The sequence below is a fragment of the Liquorilactobacillus sucicola DSM 21376 = JCM 15457 genome, assembly GCF_000612445.1.
In the GTDB taxonomy this organism is placed as follows: Bacteria; Bacillota; Bacilli; order Lactobacillales; family Lactobacillaceae; genus Liquorilactobacillus; species Liquorilactobacillus sucicola.
This window is the reverse complement of the sequence record NZ_BALC01000008.1, coordinates 26,975-48,132: the sequence shown is the minus strand read 5'-3', so window position 1 is coordinate 48,132 and position 21,158 is coordinate 26,975. Positions and strand designations below refer to the sequence as shown.

Here is a 21,158-nt window from a genome sequence, read left to right as displayed (position 1 = left end):
TTTCTTGCTTGCAGTCAAACATTGTTTTATCTTTTAAGTAAGAGTGTGTCTTTCATTATGCTTTATTCAAACCTCTATCATCTTTGTCCCATCCGACAATCTAAGGAGTAATCAAAAATGCAAACCAATCAACTTGTATTGCAAGAACTGTCGTCAAGTGATCATCCCATTTCCGGTGAGCAATTGGCTCGAAAACTCTCTGTTTCAAGAACCGCCATCTGGAAAGCCATCAAAACCCTAAAACAAAAAGGGTACGAGATTGAAAGTAAGCCACATGTAGCTACAAATATAATGATAATGGTCGCCTAAATGAGTTCGTCATCCGGCGTTGCCTAACCGCTGATACTAATAAACTGCTTACTTTTGAAATACATGATAAAATAACCTCCACTAACGCTCGCGCCAAAGAATTAAGCATCAACTCAGCTACTAAGCTGCCTTTGGTTATCATTGGTGACCAGCAAACTGCAGGGTACGGTCGTTACGGCCGGGTCTTTTCTTCCCCAAACACCGGTATTTACCTAAGTCTGCTCTTAAATAATTCATCGCCTTCGCTGAACCCTGGACTGTTAACGACTGCTACAGCTACTGCCGTTGCACGCACCATTGAAAAAAAATTACATGTCGAACCCAGTATTAAATGGGTCAATGATATTTTGATCGATGAGACAAAAGTTGTCGGTATCTTGACAGAAGGAATAGCAGACATTGAAAGCCGTTATATCAAACAGATAGTTGTCGGTGTCGGTATTAATTATTCCACTGACATCACCAGTATGTCGCCAGAGCTTCAGCAGCGGGCTGGATCCCTGCGTAATTTTGCTGAAGAATACTCAGTTTCACGTAATGAATTTATTGCAGCCTTTTTGCAGGAATTTTTCTTACTTTACCCGAATTATGAGAGCGGTGAGTTCTTGACTTATTATCGTGCGCATTCTGCTGTGCTGCACAAAAAGGTCACGGTCACACAGGGGCAATATCAATTCAGCGGATATGTTGAGCAAATAAATCGTCAGGGCGAAATCGTTCTTGATGATGGCACAACATTGGCCTCTGGTGAAGTCACAAAAATAAGATTATCTTAATTAACTGTTGACAAACTGCTCTAATTATTTTAATCTTTCTTTAACTTAATATTCGTCCATACAAACCGTTGAAGTGGAGATCAAGGTGGTCGTGCACACACAGAGAGCCAATATTGCTGAGAACTTGGCTGAACGCAGACTGCTAAATGGACCACTGAGGGTGTGATGAACACGAGTTAACTCGCTAGTACTTCACAACGTAAGATACACGTCAGTTATCAGGAGTGTGTTAGCACTCTAGCAAGTGTGGAATCTGATTCGCATTTAGTTTATTTGCGCTCTCTTCGATTCCAAAATAAGGTGGCACCGCGGAATAATCCGTCCTTAACAATCATGTTATGGACGGATTTTTTGTGTAATTTAAAATTTGGAGGAGATCAAATGCGACCAAAAATCGAAGCAGTCGAAACTTTAGCAAAAAAATATCCCAGTGTACCACTTTGCATTTCATTTGAGATAAAAAACTTGAATCTCTGCAAACTAACTCAAGTCTGTGATCAGCTAGGCGATGCTTTTCAGCTGACAATTGCTGCACACAAAAAAGAAAAATATAGTTACTTCACTCTGCGCCCCCACGCAAGCGTCACTGTACTTGATGGTTCAATAGTGGTAAGAAAAGGTACTAGTGAAACGATCATCCAACAAGATCCGCATACTTACATCGAAGAATTGCTTTTACAGCAGCAGCAGCCTAAACTTGCAGGCATGCCGCCCTTTACAGGTGGTTTAGTCGGTTATTTCAGTTATGAGTACACTAAATATTACCTGAAAAAAATCTCCTTTACACATTCTAATCCTAATAGCTTAAAAGATGCGGGCTTTTTATTATGCGACTTTATTATCGCTTATCGTCATTCTGATCATCGCTTATTCCTGATTCAAAGCGTCGATAGTAAAAAATTACCAGCAAGCTATGTCCAAGCAGCAAAAAAACTCCATTCAATTAAGCAAGAACTATTAGCTTTACTGAAACAAGAATGCAAGGAACCAACATTATCCCAGTTATCTTCCTTCAAGTTGCAGCATTCCTTGCAGTCATTCACAGCTGGAATAACTAAGGCTAAGAAACATATCAACGATGGCGATATTTTCCAACTAATATATTCTAATCCGCATAGTTGCTTAAGCAAGGGATCATTGTTGCCGATGACTCGTCAACTATCTCAAAGCGATCCTTCCCCCTATAATTTTTACTTTCATCAAGCAAACTTTCAAGTTGCAGGTGCCTCGCCAGAAACTTTAGTAACTAAAACATCAGAGAAACTGGTAACCTATCCTCTAGCCGGCACGCGGCGACGCGGAATCACACCTGCTGAAGATGAAAGGTTCGCCAATGAACTGCAAAATGATCCCAAAGAATTAGCTGAACACAATATGCTAGTCGACCTCGGGCGTAATGATCTTGGCCAAGTCAGCCGTTTTGGGAGTGTCCATGTTACAGCTCACGCTCAGCTAGAACGATACTCTAAAGTCATGCACTTAGCTTCAACAATCGAAAGCACAGCTGATCCCGCTAAAAGTACTTTGGATATTTTGGAGTCTGTCTTCCCTGCAGGGACTTTATCAGGTGCACCTAAAGTCAGAGCAATTCAAATAATTGACAAACTTGAAAAAACAAAACGCGGCGTTTACGGTGGATGTTTCGGATATCTAGGTTTCAACAATGACATGGACGTTTGTATTGGAATTAGATTGATCCATAAAACAAACAACACAACAATTATTCATACAGGTGCCGGTATAGTAGCTGATAGCATTCCTAAGTTTGAATACCAAGAATGCTTAAACAAGTCTCGTGCCGTAGATCAAGCTTTTAAAAAAGTAGCAGGAGGAAATTCTAATGGAGCTTTTAATTGATAATTATGATAGTTTTACGTACAACTTATATCAACAAATCGGTAGCTTGACATCTAATGTTCAGGTATATAAGAATGACGAACTGACCTGTACCATAATAGAACGGATGAATCCAAGCCACATCTTTATCTCTCCTGGTCCCGGTTCCCCCCAAGAGGCTGGTATAAGCTAGAATTAGTTAAAAATTTCAGAGGCATAATTCCAATTCTTGGTGTTTGTATGGGTATTGAAGTAATTGCTGCTGCTTTTGGAACCAAAATTAACCACGCAAATCATTTAATGCACGGGGAAACATCTCTGATTCAGCGCACAATGAGTGATCCTCTGCTCGATGGCTGTCCTCAAACTTTCACAGCTGCCCGTTATCATTCACTTGTACTTGATCCGCAGACACTACCACCCGACTTCAATATAACTTCAAAAACTAATGATAATAACATTATGTCTATCTCAAATACGCCACAAAAACTTTTTGGGGTTCAGTTTCATCCTGAATCAATCATGACCCCCAGTGCTGTCGGAGATCGAATCATCGATAATTTTTTAAAAATAAAATGATTTTCCATTGACATTTATCTCATAATGATTTAATCTTTCTTTAACTTAATATTTGTCCATACAAACCGTTGAAGTGGAGATCAAGGTGGTCATGCACACACAGAGAGCCAATATTGCTGAGAATTTGGCTGAACGCAGACTGCTAAATGGACCACTGAGGGTGTGATGAACACGAGTTAGCTCGCTAGTACTTCACAACGTAAGATACACGTCAGTTATCAGGAGTGTGTTAGCACTCTAGCAAGTGTGGAATCTGATTCGCATTTAGTTTATTTGCGCTCTCTTCGATTCCAAAATAAGGTGGCACCGCGGAATAATCCGTCCTTAACGATCATGTTATGGACGGATTTTTTGTATTCATTTCTGAAAGGAGATATTGATGGTAATGAAATTCACAATGCGATGGTGTTCCATTGCTAACTAAAATGTCCAACCATTGATGGAAATAAAACTACTCAACCACGGAGGTCTTCTTTATGCTTAATGAAATTATCAAAAAGGTTGTTAATAACGAAAATTTAACATTCGAACAATCTCAAATAGCTACCGGAGAAATTATGGACGGTACTGCGAGCAGCACACAAATTGCTTCTTTTCTAACAGCACTCACAATGAAAAAGGAAACAACTGCTGAAATTGCAGGTGCCGCAGTTGCCATGCGAAATCATGCCCGTAATTTTAGAACATCACAACCAACATTGGAAATCGTCGGGACTGGTGGTGATCACTCGAACTCATTCAATATATCTACTACTTCAGCTCTAGTTGTTGCAGCTGCTGGGATTCCAGTAGCCAAGCATGGAAATCGTGCTGCCTCTTCTCGTAGCGGCGCAGCTGATGTTTTAGAAGCATTAGGTGTTAATATTTCTATTTCACCTAAAAAGTCTCAAGAAATATTAGAAGCAGAAAATATTTGCTTCCTTTTCGCGCAAAAATACCATGAAGCAATGCGCTTTGTTGCTCCTGTTAGAAAAGAATTAGGTATTCGCACAATTTTTAATATTTTGGGTCCCTTAGCAAACCCCGCCCACGCATCAATGCAGTTGTTAGGGGTCTACGATGAAAAACTGTTAGATACAATGTCCTCTGTTTTACAAAAAATAGGCGTAACCTCTGCCATGATCGTCCACGGTCAGGATGGATTAGATGAAATTTCATTGTCCGCTCCGACAAGGGTAATCGAACTCAAAGGCAATGAACGCAAAAGTTACGAGATAACTCCTGAACAATTCGGACTGGCCCGTTGTCAACCTGAAGAGCTAGTTGGTGGTTCGGCTCAAGAAAATGCTCAGATCACACACAATATTCTTGCAGGGAAAACAGGTCCAAAACGAGATGTCGTCTTGCTGAACTCTGCTGCTGCAATCCATATTGCCCGCCCTGAAATTTCCTTAACAGAAGCTTTAAAAATTGCTGCTGAAACTATTGACTCTGGCTTGGCACAGAAAAAATTGCAAGCTTTTGTTGAATTATCAAACAACGGTGTGGTGAACTTATGATTTTGGATGAACTTGTCAAAACAACTAAACAAAGTTTAAAAAAAAGGCAGCAAACTTGCAGCCTTAACACACTAAAAAAGGCAATTATGGCTATTCCTATAACGCAAGACTTTATTTTTGAAAAAAAACTGGCTGCTGCAAATTTGAGTATTATTGCCGAAATAAAAAGAGCTTCTCCTTCAAAAGGATTGCTCGTTAGTGATTTTCCTTATATGCAAATCGCTAAAGAGTACATTGCAGCAGATGTGGCTGCTATTTCAGTTTTAACTGAAGAACACTACTTTCAAGGTAATTTAAAGTATTTAAAGGACGTCGCCACCGCAACAAACACTCCTGTGCTCAGAAAAGACTTTATCATCGATCCTTATATGATCTATGAGGCTAAAGCAAACGGTGCAAGTATTATTTTGTTAATCGTTGCAATTTTAACAGATCAGCAGCTAAAAAGTTATTTTACCTTAACCAATAGTCTCGGTATGTCTGCGATTGTTGAAGTCCATAATAAACTTGAAATAAAACGTGCTCTTGCTGCAGGAGTCCGGATTATCGGGATCAATAATCGAAACTTAAAGAATTTCGACGTAACTATAGAGACAACTGTTCGACTAAAAGAATATATTCCATCTGATATTCTTTTGATTTCTGAAAGTGGAATTAAGGGAAAAAAGGAAATTACACAATTAAAACACTTGGGGGTAAACGGTGTCCTAATCGGTGAATATTTCATGCATTCGATTGATAAAGAGAAAGCGATCGCTAACTTCAAAGAGGTGGAAAATTTTGACTAAAATAAAAATATGCGGTCTAAGCCAGCGGGAAGATATCCAGATTGTAAATAAACTTCTTCCAGAATTCATCGGATTTGTCTTTGCTCCTAGCAAACGCTGTGTTTCCGTTGCGCGGGCTCGGAACCTGCATTCGCTACTTTCTCCATCTATTAAAACAGTTGGTGTTTTCGTGGAACCTTCAACTGAAGAAGTTCTAGCTTTGTACTCAGCTGGAATTATCCACGCAGCACAGCTTCACGGCAGCATTCCTGCAGAGCAAATCAAAATCTTACAAAATAAGGGTATCACAGTCATCCACGCAACAAACAATCCACAATCTGTAAAAAAATCACCCGCAAATTACATTATGTTTGATTCAGCAAAACCAGGATCTGGAAAACGCGCTGATTGGGATAAGATTTCACATTTACAACGTCCTTTTATTATCGCTGGTGGCCTTACCGCAAATAATGTGGCTCAGGCTATTACAAAATTTCAACCAGACATCGTTGATGTCAGTTCAGGTGTGGAAACGGATGGAAAAAAGGATCCGCAAAAAATAAAAAGTTTCATAAGGAGTGTCAGAAATGCAAAATAAGCTTAAAAAGAAACAAAATGCTGGTCGTTTCGGTGAATATGGCGGCCAGTATATCCCAGAAACTTTGATGCACGAGATCGAAAAATTAATAAAAGCCTATGAACACTACAAAAATGACCCCGTTTTTAAAAATGAACTCAACGATTTACTGCATAAATATGCCAATCGCCCTTCACTTCTATACTATGCTAAAAGAATGACAAAGGACCTAGGCGGCGCCCAAATTTACTTTAAACGTGAAGATTTGAATCACACCGGCTCGCACAAGATTAATAATGTACTAGGACAGATCCTATTAGCAAAAAAGATGAATAAAACGAGAGTAATCGCGGAAACTGGTGCAGGACAGCACGGAGTTGCAACTGCCACAGTCGCCGCACTGATGGATATGGAATGCGAAATTTTTATGGGCAAAATTGACACTGAACGTCAAGCACTGAATGTCTATCGCATGCGGCTGCTAGGTGCAAAAGTACACGCAGTCTCAACCGGCACGGGGACGCTCAAGGATGCCGTTAATGCAGCTATGCAGGAATGGGCAAGCAGAACCGAAGATACGCATTATGTTATTGGTTCTGTTATGGGACCACACCCATTCCCCACGATGGTTCGTGATTTTCAAGCTTGTATCAGTGCTGAAATGAAAGAACAAATAATTAAAGAAACAGGTAAATTGCCAGATGCGGTTGTTGCTTGTGTCGGTGGGGGCAGTAATGCTATTGGCGCCTTTTACCACTTTATTGGAGATGAAAATGTGAGATTGATTGGCTGTGAAGCCGCTGGCAAGGGCATTGACACCACACAGCACGCTGCTACTTTAGAATGCGGGACAACCGGGATCTTTCACGGCATGAAATCCGTATTCTTACAAAATAAGGATGGGCAGATAAATGAGGTTTATTCAATTTCAGCTGGACTTGATTATCCTGGAATCGGCCCAGAGCATGCTGAATTGGCGGCAACTAAGCGCGCTGAATATGTGGGTATCACGGACGATGAAGCAGTTGCAGCTTTTGAATACCTTGCACATGAGGAAGGGATAATTGCCGCAATTGAAAGCTGCCATGCTGTTGCTTATGTAAAAAAACTTGCACCACAAATGACTAAAGAGCAAATAATTATCTGCAATCTCTCAGGCCGTGGAGATAAGGATGTAGCAGCAATTGCACGTTATCGGGGGGAAAAACTTTATGACTAATATCAGTGACGCCTTTAAAAACAAAAAAGCTTTTATTGGGTTTACAGTTGCCTGTGATCCAAACTTTACCAAATCAATTGATTACGTGAAAACTCTGGCGAAAGCTGGAACGGACATAGTTGAAATCGGCGTTCCTTTCAGCGATCCCGTTGCAGACGGCCCAGTGATTCAAGCGGCCGGGCAACGTGCTTTTAAGAGCGGCGTTTCAACTAAACGCGTTTTTGAGATGGTTGCTAAGATTCGTGAAGAGACGACGGTTCCACTAGTCCTTTTAGTTTATTTAAATAACGTTTTTAAATATGGCTATGCTAGATTCTTCGCTGCCTGTCAGCAATTAAAAATCGGCGGTGTTATCATCCTGATCTTCCAGTTGAGGAACGTGCAGAGGTTGCACCTTTTGCTAAAAAAGCCAGTTGTGCGCTAATTCCATTAGTCGCTCCGACTTCTGGAGAACGTATCAAAAAAATAATTGCCGACACGGATGGATTCATTTATGCTGTTTCGTCACTAGGAGTCACTGGGGCACGAAATAAGATCACAACTGATCTAAAAAAAATGGTGTCTGATATTAAGCAACTTACCGCTGTACCCGTTGCTGTCGGGTTTGGTGTTCATTCACCCGAACAAGCTGCCACGATTTCAAAATCTGCAGATGGAGTTATTGTAGGATCGGCAATTGTAAAGATTATCGCTCAGGAAGGAGTACATGCAGAACAACAGTTGACAGACTATGTCCACACAATGAAAAATGCTCTTGCTGAACCGTCTGAGCTAATTTAATTTTGAATTTATATGTATATTTAGTCATAAAAAGTGCCCTATAATAATTAGATTTTTGTCTAACTATTATAGGGCACTTCAAATTTAAATTTTGATCCAGTCCTTTTTTATGCCATGTTAATATACTTCTTAATCAAAATTTCCTACCTATCCTCAAATTACGCATAGCATGAAATTCGTCATGCTCACAATTTTGAGTTAGTACTCTAATTTTACTGCCTTGCGTTCCATTCACTTTAAACCCTTTTAGCCAAGTTCATACGTGCGTTTCGAGAGCTACAAGTCTTGTTCTGAATGCTCTTGAATATATTGTCGTTTATTAGATAAAACGAACAATCTGCATTAGTATTGGCACAACGACAACAAATAATACCGTGCTCGTCGTAACCACATTTGTAGCATATTCAACATCCCCATGTGATTGTCCGACTAAAATAGGCAAAACAGCTAACCCTGGTGTTGCCGTCTGAATAATTAGTGTATTTTGTTCAATATTAGGAATTCCTTGTCCCATATTTTTGAAAATCATCATAATAACTATCATGATTGCTGGTGCTACAACAAACCTTCCTAGCAATGCAAAAATCGTATCTCTGTCAAAATGAATTGATTTCAAGCCTGCATCAGCTAAAATAATGCCAATGTAAATCAGCGACATCGGTGTAACTATCCCACCGACCATTGAAAATGTTTTATCGAAAAACTGTGGTAATGGAAGGCCCAATAACAACCAAATCAATGCAATTAAAAACCCGACAAGTGGCGCTGGCAGCAGCTTCTTCCAATTGAACTTACTGCTATCTTGCCCCTTTCCATGTTTAGTTGGATCATCATTGGAGATGAAGAAAACACCAATTGCCCACGTCGATACCGTGTTAGCCACATAGTAAATCAAAAAATATGGTAGGCTAACATTGCCGAATAATGCAATGTTCAATGGTAATCCTACAAAAATAGTATTAGCATTAACGAACATATTTATGAATGTCCCGCGTCGCCCGGCTTTTACACGTAAAACTTTTGTCAGAACCCATGCAACCAAGTAGCCCGTTATAAAACTAATCAGCACATAAATAAGACCACTAGAAAGGCCTAACAGTTTATCACGGGTTAAATTGTCCAACACTGAAACGAATATAGATAAAGGTAGCGCAATATTCATAATCAAAAAAGAAATACTACCCTTAAAACTATCATCAAACTTTCCTCTACGTCTTAAAAAATAACCTAATGCAATCACTAAAATTATTTGACCAACACTAGATAATGAAGTTAGAAATGCTGCCAAAACAATCACGCTCCTCTTATTTTATTACTTTGTCATTGAATTATATTCAGGAGCCCACTTCAAATCTGCAACTGCTTTTTTTACATTATCAATGGGTTCTTTATTTAATCCTTGATCAACCGCACTTTGTGCAACAGCTTCTGCAACTGTTTGAGAAAAGACATCTAACTTGGTAACTGGCGGTAAAACTGCTGCTCCAGCTGCAGTTGGGTCAACGATCCCGCCCAAAGAATGTGCTGCTTTGCTGATCATTTCATCATTAAGTAAACGTGCAGTTGCTGCAATCGTACCTAACCCCAATCCGGGATATACTAGTGCGTTATTAGCTTGACCTATTTCATAGGTAACTCCATTTAAGACAACTGGTTCGGCAGGTATACCCGTAGCAACCAAAGCTTTCCCATTAGTCCATCTCAATAAATCTTCTGCTTTTGCTTCAGCTAACTTAGTAGGGTTAGATAATGGGAAAATGATTGGACGAGCAGTATGTGCTGCCATTTCTTTAACAATATCTTCAGTGAAGGTTCCCGGTTGTGTTGAGGTACCTACAAGAATCGTTGGATGAACTGCCTTGACGGCTGCTGCAAGTGAGGTTAACTTATCTGGATGTTCAAATTCACTCCGCTTACGTGCAAAAGGTCTCTGTTCCGGCGTCAGCTCTGGATCATCCTCAAAGAGCAGTCCTTGCTTATCGACATATAAAAGTGTGTACGTGCTTCATCCTCCGTCAGACCTTGCTGCAACATTTCTTCATATATTCGTTGTGTAATTCCTGCGCCAGCAGTGCCTGCTCCAAAACTCATGTAAACTTGATCAGTGAATGTTTCGCCAGAGATATTTAAGGCACCCAGCAACCCAGCTAGGACAATGATTCCCGTTCCTTGGATATCGTCATTAAATGTTACGATCTTGTCCTTGTATTTATTTAAAATATTAGCTGCATTACTGCGACCAAAGTCCTCAAAATGCAGATACAGATCTGGAAAGAGCGTTTCGGCTGTTTGAACAAAACTGTCAACAAAATCATAATATTTTTCTCCTCGAACACGCTCATGATGATTGCCGAGATACATTGGATCTTTTAACAAACTTTCTCGATTAGTACCAACATCCAAAACAACTGGTAAAACAGAACTCGGATCAATTCCTGCAGCTGCTGTATACACCATCAGTTTTCCGACAGAGATATCAACCCCTTGTGTTCCCCAATCACCGATTCCTAAGATACCCTCAGCATCGGTCACAACAATCAATTTGATGTTACGGTCAGCTGTGGCGTTCTTCAAAGTTTCAGCAATTGCATCTGGAGCATCAATCGATAGAAAAGCCGCATTCTGCGGATTGACAAAGAGCGAACTATAATTTTCGATTGTATCAGCAATCGTTGGATCATAAACGATTGGCATAAACTCAGCAATATGTTGACTGAAAAGTTTATAGAACAAGACACGATTTTCATTAAAAATCATCATCAGAAAATGACGTTTTTCTAACATTGATGTTTTACTTAAATACTGCGCATAAGTTTGTTTAACTTGTTCCTCTAGAGTCTGAACATGGGGCGGTAATAATCCAACTAACCCTAATTGTTGCCGTTCAGCCAATGTGAAGGCTGTTCCTTTATTAAGAAATGGATTATTTAAAATTTGCTGTGCTTTTTCACTCATCTAAAAATCTCTCCTTACAAAGTTAAGTATTTGCCGAGAAAGCATAGCATCTAGAAAAAACTATAGTCAAACTGAGCAGCTGTGATAAAATAAATTTATAAGAACAGTTTTCTATTATTCGTTGAGCATGATAAGCACTAAAAAAGGGATTGTTCCATAAGTCGACAAATTCGAGTTAGACAGAGAAGTTTGACTTATAGAATGCGTTTATACGAAATAAATAGAGGAGCTAGGTTAAAATTTTACTTTTGACCCAGCCCCTCTTATTTGGGGATTCCTTAATATCAATTTATTCATTAGCAGGAGGATTCTTATGAAGATTCGTGACCTAACTTACTTTTCAAAATTAGCATCTCTAAAAAACTTTACTGCTGTAGCCGACTATTTTTCGGTCAGGCAGCCCACGATAACTATGGCTGTTAAAAGACTAGAGCGAGAATTTGACACAACACTAGTTCTTCGTGATCAATCGCATCAATCAATCTTAATTACTCCAAGTGGGCACCAGCTCTTAAAACATGCACACCGGATAATTGATGAAGTTGAACTGACTAACCTTGATATGGCCGCTCTGAACCAAGAGCAAGTCCGCTTTGGGCTGCCGCCGATTATCGGTCATTATTTTTTTCCAAAAGCTGCATCACGTTTAGCACAAGCTGGCTTACTTAGTCAACTTGCCGTTACAGAAACCGGTTCTGGCGAACTTCTAACCGCTTTGGAAGATGGGAAACTCGATATTGCACTGCTCGGTTCAACTCACTCATTAAACAATTCTTTATTAAATGCAACACTTTTAGCGAAACATCACTTCAAAATAATCGTTAGTCCTAAGTCACACTTGGCTTCACAGCAAAAAATAGCTTTTCAAGATCTCCATGATGAAAAGTTTATTATGCAGACGGAGGACTTTGTTCACCCCACCGCTTTTGGGGCTCTAAACAAATTCTCCTTCATTAACCCTAACATTATTTATAAAACCGGGGATATTACCCTGTTGAAAAATTTGGTTCACGAAAATGTCGGTATTGGTTTTTTAACTGAAACAGCTCTCACCCCACAGGATGAACTTGTCAGCCTTGCTTTAACAGATTCATTTCAGCCCGAATTCTTGATCTCGTTGGTTTTTCGACAATCACAGTTACCTTCTGCTACTCAAAAAAAAGTTATCGACATTTTGATTCAAGCTTTGCGCACCGATTCCTATCACCAGTAACTAGGCTGTCTTTTGGACAGCAATATGGGCCAAAAGGCAGTATACTTATGCTCTGAACGATCAAAGGGGTTTGGAGAATGCATTATTCCTTTTATTTTTGTCCGAACACAAGCTACTGGCTTTTAGCCCATATCAAAAACTTTAATAGACATTCAGTCTACTTGTTCACTTATTTAATTTTTGTGCGGCAGCTTCATCTAGGATCACTGTTACATCTGAATGAGTTTGTAGTGCACTAGCTGGGCACTGTTGAGAAACTGGTCCTTCAATCATGTCCTTAACCGCCTGTGCTTTAGATGCTCCAAACGCTTCTAAAATGATTCTCTTGGATTTTAAAATTGAACCTATTCCCATTGAGTATGCGTAGCGTGGAACATCTCTTACCTCATCAAAAAAACGCGCATTCGCCGCAATCGTTGATTCTGTGAGTTCAACTTTATGGGTCTTCAAGTTAAAAGATGTACCTGGTTCATTAAAACCAATATGCCCATTTCTTCCGATACCCAACAGCTGCAGATCAATTGGATTTTTTTCGAGAATACTATCGTATCTGCTAATTTCACTTTTTTCATCTGCAGCTTCTCCATCTGGCAAATAAGAATGTTGAAATGGCTTATATTGGAATAAGTTCTTCCACATGTAATGTTTATAGCTTTGTGGGTGATCTGCAGCCAGACCTACATATTCGTCTAAGTTAATAGAAATACTGTTAGAAAAATCCAAATCACTACGCACGAGCACTTCGTATGTTGTAAGTGGGGTACTTCCAGTTGCCAACCCAAAAACAGCTTGAGAGTTCCTATCTAGCTCCTCTTTGAAAAAGTTATAGGCAAGTTGTCCACCTTGGTTTTTGTCCTTAACAATACTGATTTTCATTAAACTCTACCTCCATAAATTGGTATAGTCCTATTATAATTGGACTATACCAAGTATACAAGTAAAAGGACTCACTCATTTCAAAATCATGTAGAAAGAACTCAACTTCTCACATGTAGAATTCTATCATTTCTGTAAGCGTTTGTAAACGTTTAAAAGCATATTTAAGCTTTTTTAAGTGCACCCGTTTACAAAAGCTTTGAATTTAACAGTTTTTAAAAAATACTAAGTGGTAATATGAGCCAATTATAAAAAATTACAAAAAAGTAATTGACACAAGATTAAAAATGCGTTAGATTAATAGACAAATAAAGAAAGGAGTCCTCGACATGGTTTACGAATACATTGCAGCTGCAACAATTGAATTCGCCCTACTACTATGACGAAGGACTCTGACGAAGATGTCGAGTCCTATTTAGCGTTATGGGAATGGGGCTTGAGCTAAGAAATGGTTAGCGTCTCATTCTTACTGAATGAGGCGCTTTTTTATTACAAAATTCTTATAAACACCAATAAAATCTAGGAGGTTTTTCTTATGACAAAAAAAATTCAGTTTTTCGACACTACCTTACGAGACGGTGAACAAACCATCGGCGTTAATTTTTCAATCAAAGATAAAATCGAACTGGCCCATCAATTTGAAAATTGGGGCGTCGATGTAATTGAAGCAGGGTTTCCAGTTGCCTCCAAAAATGACTTTGAGGCAGTTGAAACCATCGGTAAAGAGATAAGGAGGACAAATGTCGTTGGCTTGGCACGTTGTGTAAAAAAAGATATCGATGCAGTTACAGCTGCCTTAAAGGATGCTCCTACAGGGCAAATACATGTCTTCATCGCAACAAGTCCGATTCACCGCGAAGCAAAATTGCATATGACTCAAGAAGAAGTAATTGAGGCAATCCATCATTTTGTCAGCTATGCTAAAAAAAGCTTCGCCAATGTTGAATTTTCACCAGAAGACGCAACTAGAACTGAATGGGATTTCTTAGTCAAGGCAATTAGAACAGCTATACATGCCGGAGCAACTGTTATCAACATACCTGATACGACTGGTTACACTAATCCCCACGAATTTGCCGCTTTGTTTGACTATATGCGCGCAAACATCCCTGAATTCGATGATGTTATTTTCTCTGTCCACTGCCACAATGACTTAGGTATGGCAACAGCGAATGCCTTAGCATCTATTCAACACGGCGCAACAAGAATAGAAGGAACTATCAATGGTATTGGTGAACGTGCTGGAAACACTGCTTTAGAAGAAGTTGCTGCTGCAATGCATGTCCGCAAGGACTACTACAAAGCCGAAAACAACATTGATCTTAAGCAGACATTCAAAACAGCCACAATGGTCAGTGAAAAAACTAAAATGCCTATTCCAAGCAATAAAGCTGTTACTGGTTCAAATGCCTATTCACACGAATCTGGCATTCACCAAGATGGTTTTTTAAAAAATCATGCGACTTATGAAATTTTGACACCACAAACTGTTGGCATAGATCATGCATCAATTCCGTTAGGAAAATTATCTGGGTCTCACGCTGTGGCGGTTAAATTAAGTGACATGGGGTATCAGGTCTCTAAAGAGGATATGCGGCGTATTTTTCCTATTTTTAAGTCGGTTGCTGACAATCAACAGCTGGTTTCCGATGAAGATTTGATCAAAATTATGCAAAAAAGTAAAGTAGCACAATAATTTTTTACCAAGAAAGGTGTGCAGTAATGTCTAAGAAAGTAATTGCAATTCTCCGTGGAGACTACATTGGCCCAGAAATAATGGAAGCTGGCTTAAAAGTCTTGGATGCGGCAAGTAAAGACTCAAGCTTCCAATACGAAACGATTGATTATCCCTTCGGTGGTGCAGCTATTGATCAGTATAGCGAGCCTTTGCCCCAACAAACAATCGCTGGTTGCAAAAAAACAGATGCAATCTTACTGAGTGCGATTGGCGGTCCTAAATGGGATACTGCCAAAAAACGGCCTGAAAAGGGGCTTTTAGAAATCAGGAATGCATTAGGACTTTTCTCAAACATTCGCCCAACTAAAGTTGACCCTAACCTATCTCATTTCTCCCCTGTGAAACAAGAGATTCTTAACGAAACAGATTTTGTTATCGTCCGCGAGTTGACCAGCGGTATTTATTTTGGAACACCGCGCGAGCAAAATGAAGAAAAAGCACTAGATACAACGACTTACACTGCACAGGAAGTCAAGCGTATTTTAAAAATTGGCTTTGAGATGAGCATGCATCGCCGCAAACACGTCACTATCGTTGATAAAGCAAATGTTCTGGCTACCTCAAAGCTTTGGCGTCAAGTCACTGAAGAATTCAAAAAAAGCTATCCTGAAGTGACAGTTGATTACAGCTATGTCGATGCCGCAGCAATGAAAATCATCACACAACCGACAGCCTTTGATGTCATAATCACTGCTAATCTATTTGGTGATATCTTGAGTGACGAAGCTTCGGTTCTGACAGGATCTTTAGGCACAATTCCATCCATGAGTGCTGGAACAGATGGCCCCAATCTTTATGAACCGATTCACGGATCTGCACCAGACATCGCTGGTAAAGGGATCGCAGATCCAATCTCAATGATTCAAAGCATTGAAATGATGCTGCGTGAATCATTTAATGAAACTCTCCTTGCCGACAAAATAGCAGCCGCTGTCCAAAAAACAATTGAAGACAAAATAATCACGCCTGATCTGGGTGGAACTGCCACAACACAAGAAGTTACAGCTAATATTGTGAAGAACCTGAAAGGATGAACAAAATGGGAAAGACATTATTTGATAAACTCTGGGAGAAACATGTTATCACGGGTAAGCCTGGAGAACCGCAATTGATTTATATTGACTTGCACTTAGTTCACGAGGTTACATCTCCCCAAGCATTTGAAGGGTTGCGCGTGAACAACCGTCGCGTTCGACGCCCTGAAAGAACTTTTGCAACGATGGATCATAACGTTCCTACTAAGGATATCTTCAATATCCAAGACACCATTTCACTTAAGCAGATTGAAACACTCAAAACAAATTGTGACGAATTTGGGATCCGCTTGGCAGAAATAGGATCTGCAGATCAAGGCATCGTTCACGTTATCGGTCCGCAATTAGGCTTGACCCAACCCGGTCAAACTGTTGTCTGTGGTGACTCACATACGGCGACCCACGGTGCTTTTGGCTCAATTGCTTTTGGAATTGGTACATCAGAAGTTGAACATGTCTTAGCTACTCAGTCGATCTGGCAATTAAAGCCAAAAACAATGGGTATTCACTTGCATGGCAAACTACAAGCTGGAGTTTCCGCTAAAGATATTATTATGGCATTGATCGCAACCTACGGTGTTGATTTTGGTACAGGCTACGCTCTTGAATTTTATGGAGACACCGTTGACCGTCTCTCGATGGAAAATCGAATGTCTATCTGTAATATGGCGATTGAAGGCGGAGCAAAAATGGGCATGATGAAACCTGATCAAACTACTTTTGAATACATTAAGGGCCGCAAGTATGCCCCTAAAAAAATGGAAGAAGCTATAAAATATTGGCAACAATTTTATACCGACAGCCCCGCTGATTATGACAAAGTCTTAGAGTTTGATGTTAGCAATCTAGCCCCTTATATTTCTTGGGGCACCAACCCTTCGATGTCTGTGCCTATCTCTAGCAAATTACCTGACATTGCAGACATGAATTTTCAACGTGCCTATGACTACATGGATCTTAAACCTCATATGGCAGCAAGTGCGATCCCGATTCAATGGATCTTTATCGGATCTTGTACTAATGGACGCTTAGCTGATTTACAAGAAGCTGCACGTGTCTTGAAGGGCCATCATCTCGCTAAAAACGTAACAGCATGGATCGTTCCAGGTTCAAGGACCGTAAAAAATGAGGCTGAAAAACTTGGCCTTGACAAAATTTTCAAAGAAGCTGGCTGTGAATGGCGTGATCCTGGCTGTTCCGCGTGTTTGGCCATGAACCCTGACAAAATTCCCGCTGGCATTCATTGTGCCTCAACAACTAATCGAAACTTTGAAGGACGCCAAGGGAAAGATGCACGCACACATTTGGCAAGTCCAGCAATGGTTGCAGCTGCCGGCATTCACGGGCATTTCGTTGACATTAGACAGAAAGAGGTAATTTAAATGGAAGCCATCACAGTACATGAAGGAACAACGATTCCCTTAATGAATAACAATATTGATACAGATCAAATAATTCCAAAGCAATTTCTCAAAAACATTTTGAAAATTGGCTATGGAAAACATCTTTTTCATGACTGGCGCTTTTTGGATGATGGGCGTCCTGATCCAAAATTCATCTTAAATCACGAGGAAAGACAAGGTGCAACTATTCTGATCAGCGGCGAAAATTTTGGCTGCGGTTCATCACGTGAACATGCTGCATGGGCTTTGAAAGACTGGGGCTTCAAAATTATTATTGCCGGCAGTTACAGTGATATTTTCTTTATGAACTGCACCAAAAATGGTGTTCTTCCAATTATTCTGCCGCTTGAAGCACGCAAAAAGATGGCGGCCATCTCGCCCAAAGAAAAAATAACAGTTGATTTGCCGCACCAATTTGTTGAATGCCAAGGCGAAAAATATCACTTTGACATTGACTCAACTTGGAAACAAAAGTTCATCAATGGTACTGATGATATCGATGTCACTTTGAACTACTCTGATAAAATCACTGAATTTGAAAATTCACTGCCCTCATTTTCCTAAGGAAGTGACTCATTAATGGATAATACTAGCACTGTCTCCCAAAATAATTTTAATCAAACAATTGAAAAAAGCTTACATGTCAGAATGGACAAGATCCAACCGACAAAAACATTCTATAAGATCTTCACTTTAGTTTCAGCTGGGATGTTTCTTGATGCCATTGATGTTTATCTCGCCAGCGGTGTCAGCAGCTACTTATTGAAAGATGGCTGGTCTACACTCTCATTAAATTCAGCTTTTCTTTCGGTCGGTTTTTTTGGACTTTTTCTTGGTTCTGTTTTTGCAGGCCTGATTGGTGATTTATTTGGGCGTAAAAGAGCTTATCAGCTCAACTTGCTGATCTTTGGTACGTTTACGCTATTAGGATCTTTCGCTCCTAACATGCCTTTTCTAATCATTTGCCGTCTTATTTCAAGTATCGGTTTAGGTACTGAAATAGTTACTGGTTATGCAATGATCAATGAATTTGCACCTATCAAATCTCGCGGCAAATGGTGTGCGCTGACTTCTTTCGTCGCAAATTGCGGCGCTCCGATAACTATGCTGCTGTGTACGCTAATAATTCCACGGTTTTCTTGGCGTGCAATGTTCGTTATCTCAGGTGCGCTTGCTTTGATCCTGTGGTACTTCAGACGTAATCTGCCTGAATCGCCGCGATGGTACATAGCACATCAGAAATACCATGACGCTCAAAAAGTTATTTCAAGTATTGAAGATGAGATGAAAGCTGAAAAAACAGCCCCGGCAGCCAATATTGCAACGAATACTGCTGAACAAAATTCAGCAGCATCAGATAAGCACTTTATTCGAAACCTTCTTGTGGCAACTTTTGCAGTTTCAGCTACTATCGTATGTCAGTATACCTTTACTTCATGGGTGCCAACACTTCTTGTCAAACAAGGCATTAACGTCGTTTCATCCTTGAGTTTCACCACTGTTATGCTGCTGGGAGCTCCCTTCGGAGCATTTGTCGGAGCCTTAGCTGTTGACCGTATTGGAAGAAAACCGACTATTGTTTCCGCATTTACTTTTGCAGCAATCTTGGGAATTTTGTACGGGCACCAGACACAGCCCATGTTAGTCATGCTCTTTGGTTTCCTGCTTACTTCCTGTTTCTATGTTTTGATGGCATCTGTTGTTGGCGTTTATGTCTCTGAACTCTTTTCAACAAAATATCGTTTTCGCGGTGCCGGAATTGCTAATGGCATCTCAAAATTGATTACTGTAGGTATGCCATTCGTTGTTTCATGGCTAATCACTATTTCCAATCCTTCAATGATCTTCATCTTGATAAGTTCTTTTGCGTTGATTGCTGGAGTGATTGTTCTTTTCTTTGGGCCTGAAACAAACAATAAGGTGTTGGAATAATTTCTTAAATGAATATTAGTAAAAAAGCTTGCCGAAAATTTCATTTCGCTGCAAGCTTTTTTGCTTTTTTCATCCAAACACTCTATCATTATAAAAAAATACTCAACAAATGGTTAGGAATGATCATATGCCCAGAATAACAAATTCTCAGATATTTTTTCGCCAAGCGCAACAAAAAGACGTCCCACAAATGCTTGCTATCTATGCTCCTTACGTCAAAGAAACGGCAATCACTTTTGAATATCAAGTGCCCTCAGTTACTGAATTTACAAGCAGAATGACTGCCATTTCAGCGAGATATCCTTTCATTGTTGCTGCACAGGGGGGAAAAATTCTTGGTTACGCTTATCTGTCTGCATTTCACCCTCGAGCAGCATATGCCTGGGCGGCTGAAATTTCAATTTATCTAAATAGAAACAAACGGCGAATTGGTTTAGGTCGTCATTTTTATGCTTTGTTAGAAAAAATAGCTAAGCAACAGCATATCTTAAACTTAAATGCATGTATTAGTGTCCCACGAAGTACTGATCCTCATCTACCACTAGACAGTGTCAGATTCCATGAGCACATGGGATTCAAGAAAGCGGCTCACTTCCACAACTGTGGCTATAAATTTTCTACTTGGTACGATATGATCTGGATGGAAAAACAAATTGGCCGACATACTGCTTCTGTTGAAACCGTAGTTCCCTTTTCTGAACTAAAAATCAGTGTTCTAAATGAACTTACAAGCCTAAAAATAAGCAATTAACTTGATTGGTGGTAAAATTAAGTTGGTAGATAAAATTATTCAGGGAGAGTGATTTGTTATGAGTGAAAATGTGTTGTTCAATCCTGGACAAGCTATTTCTAGTACCTTTGATTTCAATGAAGCTTATGTTGCAGCCCAGATATATCGCAAGAAAAACAATAAACCTCTGCTCGTTGTTCAAGAAAAAGACGGTAAACTGTACTGCGTTTTCGATAAAACAACAATGCAAAAAAGTGGTACAGATTCAAGGCCGTATCGAGTAATCAAGCATCTTGATTAGCCTGTTCTTCAGTAGACACATCTAGCTGTGCACTTGCCTTGTGCGGCGCTAAGCAAGTGCTGTTTTTAATAGCAAAGGGTTATCCTACTAATTACTAGTTGAATGCGGAAGATATTATAAATTGTCCAGACGTTAATGCGGGTGCACGAAGTATAAATAATGAACCATCATACACTTACTGTAACCGATTTTTTATTAATTTCTCATTCACGTCAATTGCTAGATAAAAAGCTCCTCGATTTTGAACTACCTACTAACAAAACAAAAACTTGTCATCAACTTCAAGACAACAAGTAATTGTAGCAAAGAATAGAACTGCAGCCCCTAAATCCTAGCCATATTATGGCAGGAATAGTAACCCAATGGTCGTTCTATTAACCGTAAAACTTACCATGCGAACTTCGAAAAAGCATTTGTCTCAGCGAAAGAAACAAATAAACTTGCTCTTACATTAAATTAAAGTATTAATAATTAATAGCAAGCTGGCAGGCATCTGGCTGTGTTGATAAAAAAATTTAGAATGTGTTAATGCAGTATTATCAAAAGCGGCTATGAATGATAACACACTACCATTCATAGCCGCTTTAATTATGTTCAAATCATTCAAGCCTGTCCTAAAATCCAAGATTCATCA

Annotated in this window: 19 protein-coding genes and 2 pseudogenes; 18 read left to right on the top strand and 3 right to left on the bottom strand. The window is 39.7% G+C overall.

The window, feature by feature from the left end:
- The first annotated feature begins 117 nt into the window (after positions 1–117).
- The 10 genes and pseudogenes from JCM15457_RS12690 (at position 118) to trpA (ending at position 8,342) form a co-directional block, all read left to right on the top strand.
- A complete protein-coding gene (locus JCM15457_RS12690; protein ID WP_369384627.1) occupies positions 118–309 on the top strand; it encodes an HTH domain-containing protein in 192 nt (63 codons plus the stop codon).
- An 11-nt stretch (positions 310–320) separates the two neighbouring features.
- Complete coding sequence (locus JCM15457_RS10510; RefSeq protein ID WP_369384629.1) at positions 321–1,085, top strand: biotin--[acetyl-CoA-carboxylase] ligase; 765 nt, start codon at positions 321–323, stop codon at positions 1,083–1,085.
- A 381-nt stretch (positions 1,086–1,466) separates the two neighbouring features.
- Positions 1,467–2,942, top strand: coding sequence for an anthranilate synthase component I family protein (locus JCM15457_RS10505; RefSeq protein ID WP_034989813.1), 1,476 nt, complete (start codon positions 1,467–1,469; stop codon positions 2,940–2,942).
- A complete protein-coding gene (locus JCM15457_RS12685; RefSeq protein ID WP_369384626.1) occupies positions 2,926–3,114 on the top strand; it encodes a glutamine amidotransferase-related protein in 189 nt (62 codons plus the stop codon). The genes JCM15457_RS10505 and JCM15457_RS12685 overlap by 17 nt, the downstream gene beginning before the upstream one ends.
- Positions 3,030–3,500: an anthranilate synthase component II gene (locus JCM15457_RS10500; RefSeq protein WP_369384628.1), complete on the top strand. Its 471-nt coding sequence runs from the start codon at positions 3,030–3,032 to the stop codon at positions 3,498–3,500. Before JCM15457_RS12685 ends, JCM15457_RS10500 begins: the two co-directional genes overlap by 85 nt.
- 476 nt (positions 3,501–3,976) lie before the next feature.
- Complete coding sequence (gene trpD, locus JCM15457_RS10495) at positions 3,977–4,999, top strand: anthranilate phosphoribosyltransferase (RefSeq protein WP_034989812.1); 1,023 nt, start codon at positions 3,977–3,979, stop codon at positions 4,997–4,999.
- The gene (trpC, locus tag JCM15457_RS10490) at positions 4,996–5,787 is read left to right on the top strand and encodes an indole-3-glycerol phosphate synthase TrpC (protein ID WP_034989811.1); all 792 of its coding nucleotides are present in this window, start codon (positions 4,996–4,998) and stop codon (positions 5,785–5,787) included. Before trpD ends, trpC begins: the two co-directional genes overlap by 4 nt.
- The gene (locus tag JCM15457_RS10485; protein ID WP_034989810.1) at positions 5,780–6,364 is read left to right on the top strand and encodes a phosphoribosylanthranilate isomerase; all 585 of its coding nucleotides are present in this window, start codon (positions 5,780–5,782) and stop codon (positions 6,362–6,364) included. Before trpC ends, JCM15457_RS10485 begins: the two co-directional genes overlap by 8 nt.
- Positions 6,354–7,562, top strand: coding sequence for a tryptophan synthase subunit beta (gene trpB, locus JCM15457_RS10480; protein ID WP_034989809.1), 1,209 nt, complete (start codon positions 6,354–6,356; stop codon positions 7,560–7,562). Before JCM15457_RS10485 ends, trpB begins: the two co-directional genes overlap by 11 nt.
- Positions 7,555–8,342 (top strand): annotated as a pseudogene (gene trpA / locus JCM15457_RS10475) (tryptophan synthase subunit alpha). Before trpB ends, trpA begins: the two are co-directional and overlap by 8 nt.
- 319 nt (positions 8,343–8,661) lie before the next feature.
- On the opposite strand, the gene JCM15457_RS10470 reads toward trpA, so the two are convergent.
- On the bottom strand, positions 8,662–9,630 hold the full coding sequence (locus tag JCM15457_RS10470; RefSeq protein ID WP_034989876.1) for an AEC family transporter: 969 nt from the start codon (positions 9,628–9,630) through the stop codon (positions 8,662–8,664).
- Positions 9,631–9,654: 24 nt separating this feature from the next.
- A pseudogene (locus JCM15457_RS10465) lies at positions 9,655–11,297 on the bottom strand (malolactic enzyme).
- A 313-nt stretch (positions 11,298–11,610) separates the two neighbouring features.
- On the opposite strand from JCM15457_RS10465, the gene JCM15457_RS10460 reads away from it, so the two are divergent.
- Positions 11,611–12,510 carry a LysR family transcriptional regulator gene (locus JCM15457_RS10460; RefSeq protein ID WP_034989808.1) on the top strand — a complete coding sequence of 300 codons (900 nt, stop codon included), beginning with the start codon at positions 11,611–11,613 and terminating at the stop codon, positions 12,508–12,510.
- Positions 12,511–12,675: 165 nt separating this feature from the next.
- Here JCM15457_RS10460 and nagB read toward each other — a convergent pair whose 3' ends face one another.
- Positions 12,676–13,386 carry a glucosamine-6-phosphate deaminase gene (gene nagB / locus JCM15457_RS10455; protein ID WP_034989806.1) on the bottom strand — a complete coding sequence of 237 codons (711 nt, stop codon included), beginning with the start codon at positions 13,384–13,386 and terminating at the stop codon, positions 12,676–12,678.
- A gap of 535 nt (positions 13,387–13,921) precedes the next feature.
- On the opposite strand from nagB, the gene JCM15457_RS10450 reads away from it, so the two are divergent.
- The 7 genes from JCM15457_RS10450 to JCM15457_RS10420 all read left to right on the top strand — a co-directional run bounded on the left by JCM15457_RS10450 (position 13,922) and on the right by JCM15457_RS10420 (position 20,524).
- Positions 13,922–15,082, top strand: a complete 1,161-nt coding sequence (locus tag JCM15457_RS10450; protein ID WP_051993473.1) for a 2-isopropylmalate synthase — start codon at positions 13,922–13,924, stop codon at positions 15,080–15,082.
- A gap of 26 nt (positions 15,083–15,108) precedes the next feature.
- Positions 15,109–16,158, top strand: a complete 1,050-nt coding sequence (gene leuB, locus JCM15457_RS10445) for a 3-isopropylmalate dehydrogenase (protein ID WP_034989805.1) — start codon at positions 15,109–15,111, stop codon at positions 16,156–16,158.
- Between the two features lie 5 nt (positions 16,159–16,163).
- Positions 16,164–17,540, top strand: coding sequence for a 3-isopropylmalate dehydratase large subunit (gene leuC, locus JCM15457_RS10440; RefSeq protein WP_034989804.1), 1,377 nt, complete (start codon positions 16,164–16,166; stop codon positions 17,538–17,540).
- Entirely contained in the window at positions 17,541–18,125 is a 585-nt protein-coding gene (gene leuD / locus JCM15457_RS10435) for a 3-isopropylmalate dehydratase small subunit (protein ID WP_034989803.1), read from the top strand.
- Between the two features lie 15 nt (positions 18,126–18,140).
- Positions 18,141–19,493: an MFS transporter gene (locus JCM15457_RS10430; protein WP_051993472.1), complete on the top strand. Its 1,353-nt coding sequence runs from the start codon at positions 18,141–18,143 to the stop codon at positions 19,491–19,493.
- 127 nt (positions 19,494–19,620) lie between these two features.
- Positions 19,621–20,244, top strand: coding sequence for a GNAT family N-acetyltransferase (locus tag JCM15457_RS10425; RefSeq protein ID WP_051993471.1), 624 nt, complete (start codon positions 19,621–19,623; stop codon positions 20,242–20,244).
- A gap of 58 nt (positions 20,245–20,302) precedes the next feature.
- A complete protein-coding gene (locus JCM15457_RS10420) occupies positions 20,303–20,524 on the top strand; it encodes a hypothetical protein (protein ID WP_034989802.1) in 222 nt (73 codons plus the stop codon).
- Positions 20,525–21,158 lie beyond the last annotated feature (634 nt).

Coding starts and splice junctions, on each gene's coding strand:
- JCM15457_RS10420 (WP_034989802.1), top strand. CDS start 20,303: ATGAGTGAAAATGTGTTGTTCAATCCTGGACAAGCTATTTCTAGTACC.
- leuB (WP_034989805.1), top strand. CDS start 15,109: ATGTCTAAGAAAGTAATTGCAATTCTCCGTGGAGACTACATTGGCCCA.
- JCM15457_RS10425 (WP_051993471.1), top strand. CDS start 19,621: ATGCCCAGAATAACAAATTCTCAGATATTTTTTCGCCAAGCGCAACAA.
- JCM15457_RS10505 (WP_034989813.1), top strand. CDS start 1,467: ATGCGACCAAAAATCGAAGCAGTCGAAACTTTAGCAAAAAAATATCCC.
- JCM15457_RS12690 (WP_369384627.1), top strand. CDS start 118: ATGCAAACCAATCAACTTGTATTGCAAGAACTGTCGTCAAGTGATCAT.
- JCM15457_RS10450 (WP_051993473.1), top strand. CDS start 13,922: ATGACAAAAAAAATTCAGTTTTTCGACACTACCTTACGAGACGGTGAA.
- JCM15457_RS12685 (WP_369384626.1), top strand. CDS start 2,926: ATGGAGCTTTTAATTGATAATTATGATAGTTTTACGTACAACTTATAT.
- trpC (WP_034989811.1), top strand. CDS start 4,996: ATGATTTTGGATGAACTTGTCAAAACAACTAAACAAAGTTTAAAAAAA.
- leuC (WP_034989804.1), top strand. CDS start 16,164: ATGGGAAAGACATTATTTGATAAACTCTGGGAGAAACATGTTATCACG.
- leuD (WP_034989803.1), top strand. CDS start 17,541: ATGGAAGCCATCACAGTACATGAAGGAACAACGATTCCCTTAATGAAT.
- JCM15457_RS10430 (WP_051993472.1), top strand. CDS start 18,141: ATGGATAATACTAGCACTGTCTCCCAAAATAATTTTAATCAAACAATT.
- trpD (WP_034989812.1), top strand. CDS start 3,977: ATGCTTAATGAAATTATCAAAAAGGTTGTTAATAACGAAAATTTAACA.
- trpB (WP_034989809.1), top strand. CDS start 6,354: ATGCAAAATAAGCTTAAAAAGAAACAAAATGCTGGTCGTTTCGGTGAA.
- JCM15457_RS10460 (WP_034989808.1), top strand. CDS start 11,611: ATGAAGATTCGTGACCTAACTTACTTTTCAAAATTAGCATCTCTAAAA.
- nagB (WP_034989806.1), bottom strand. CDS start 13,386: ATGAAAATCAGTATTGTTAAGGACAAAAACCAAGGTGGACAACTTGCC.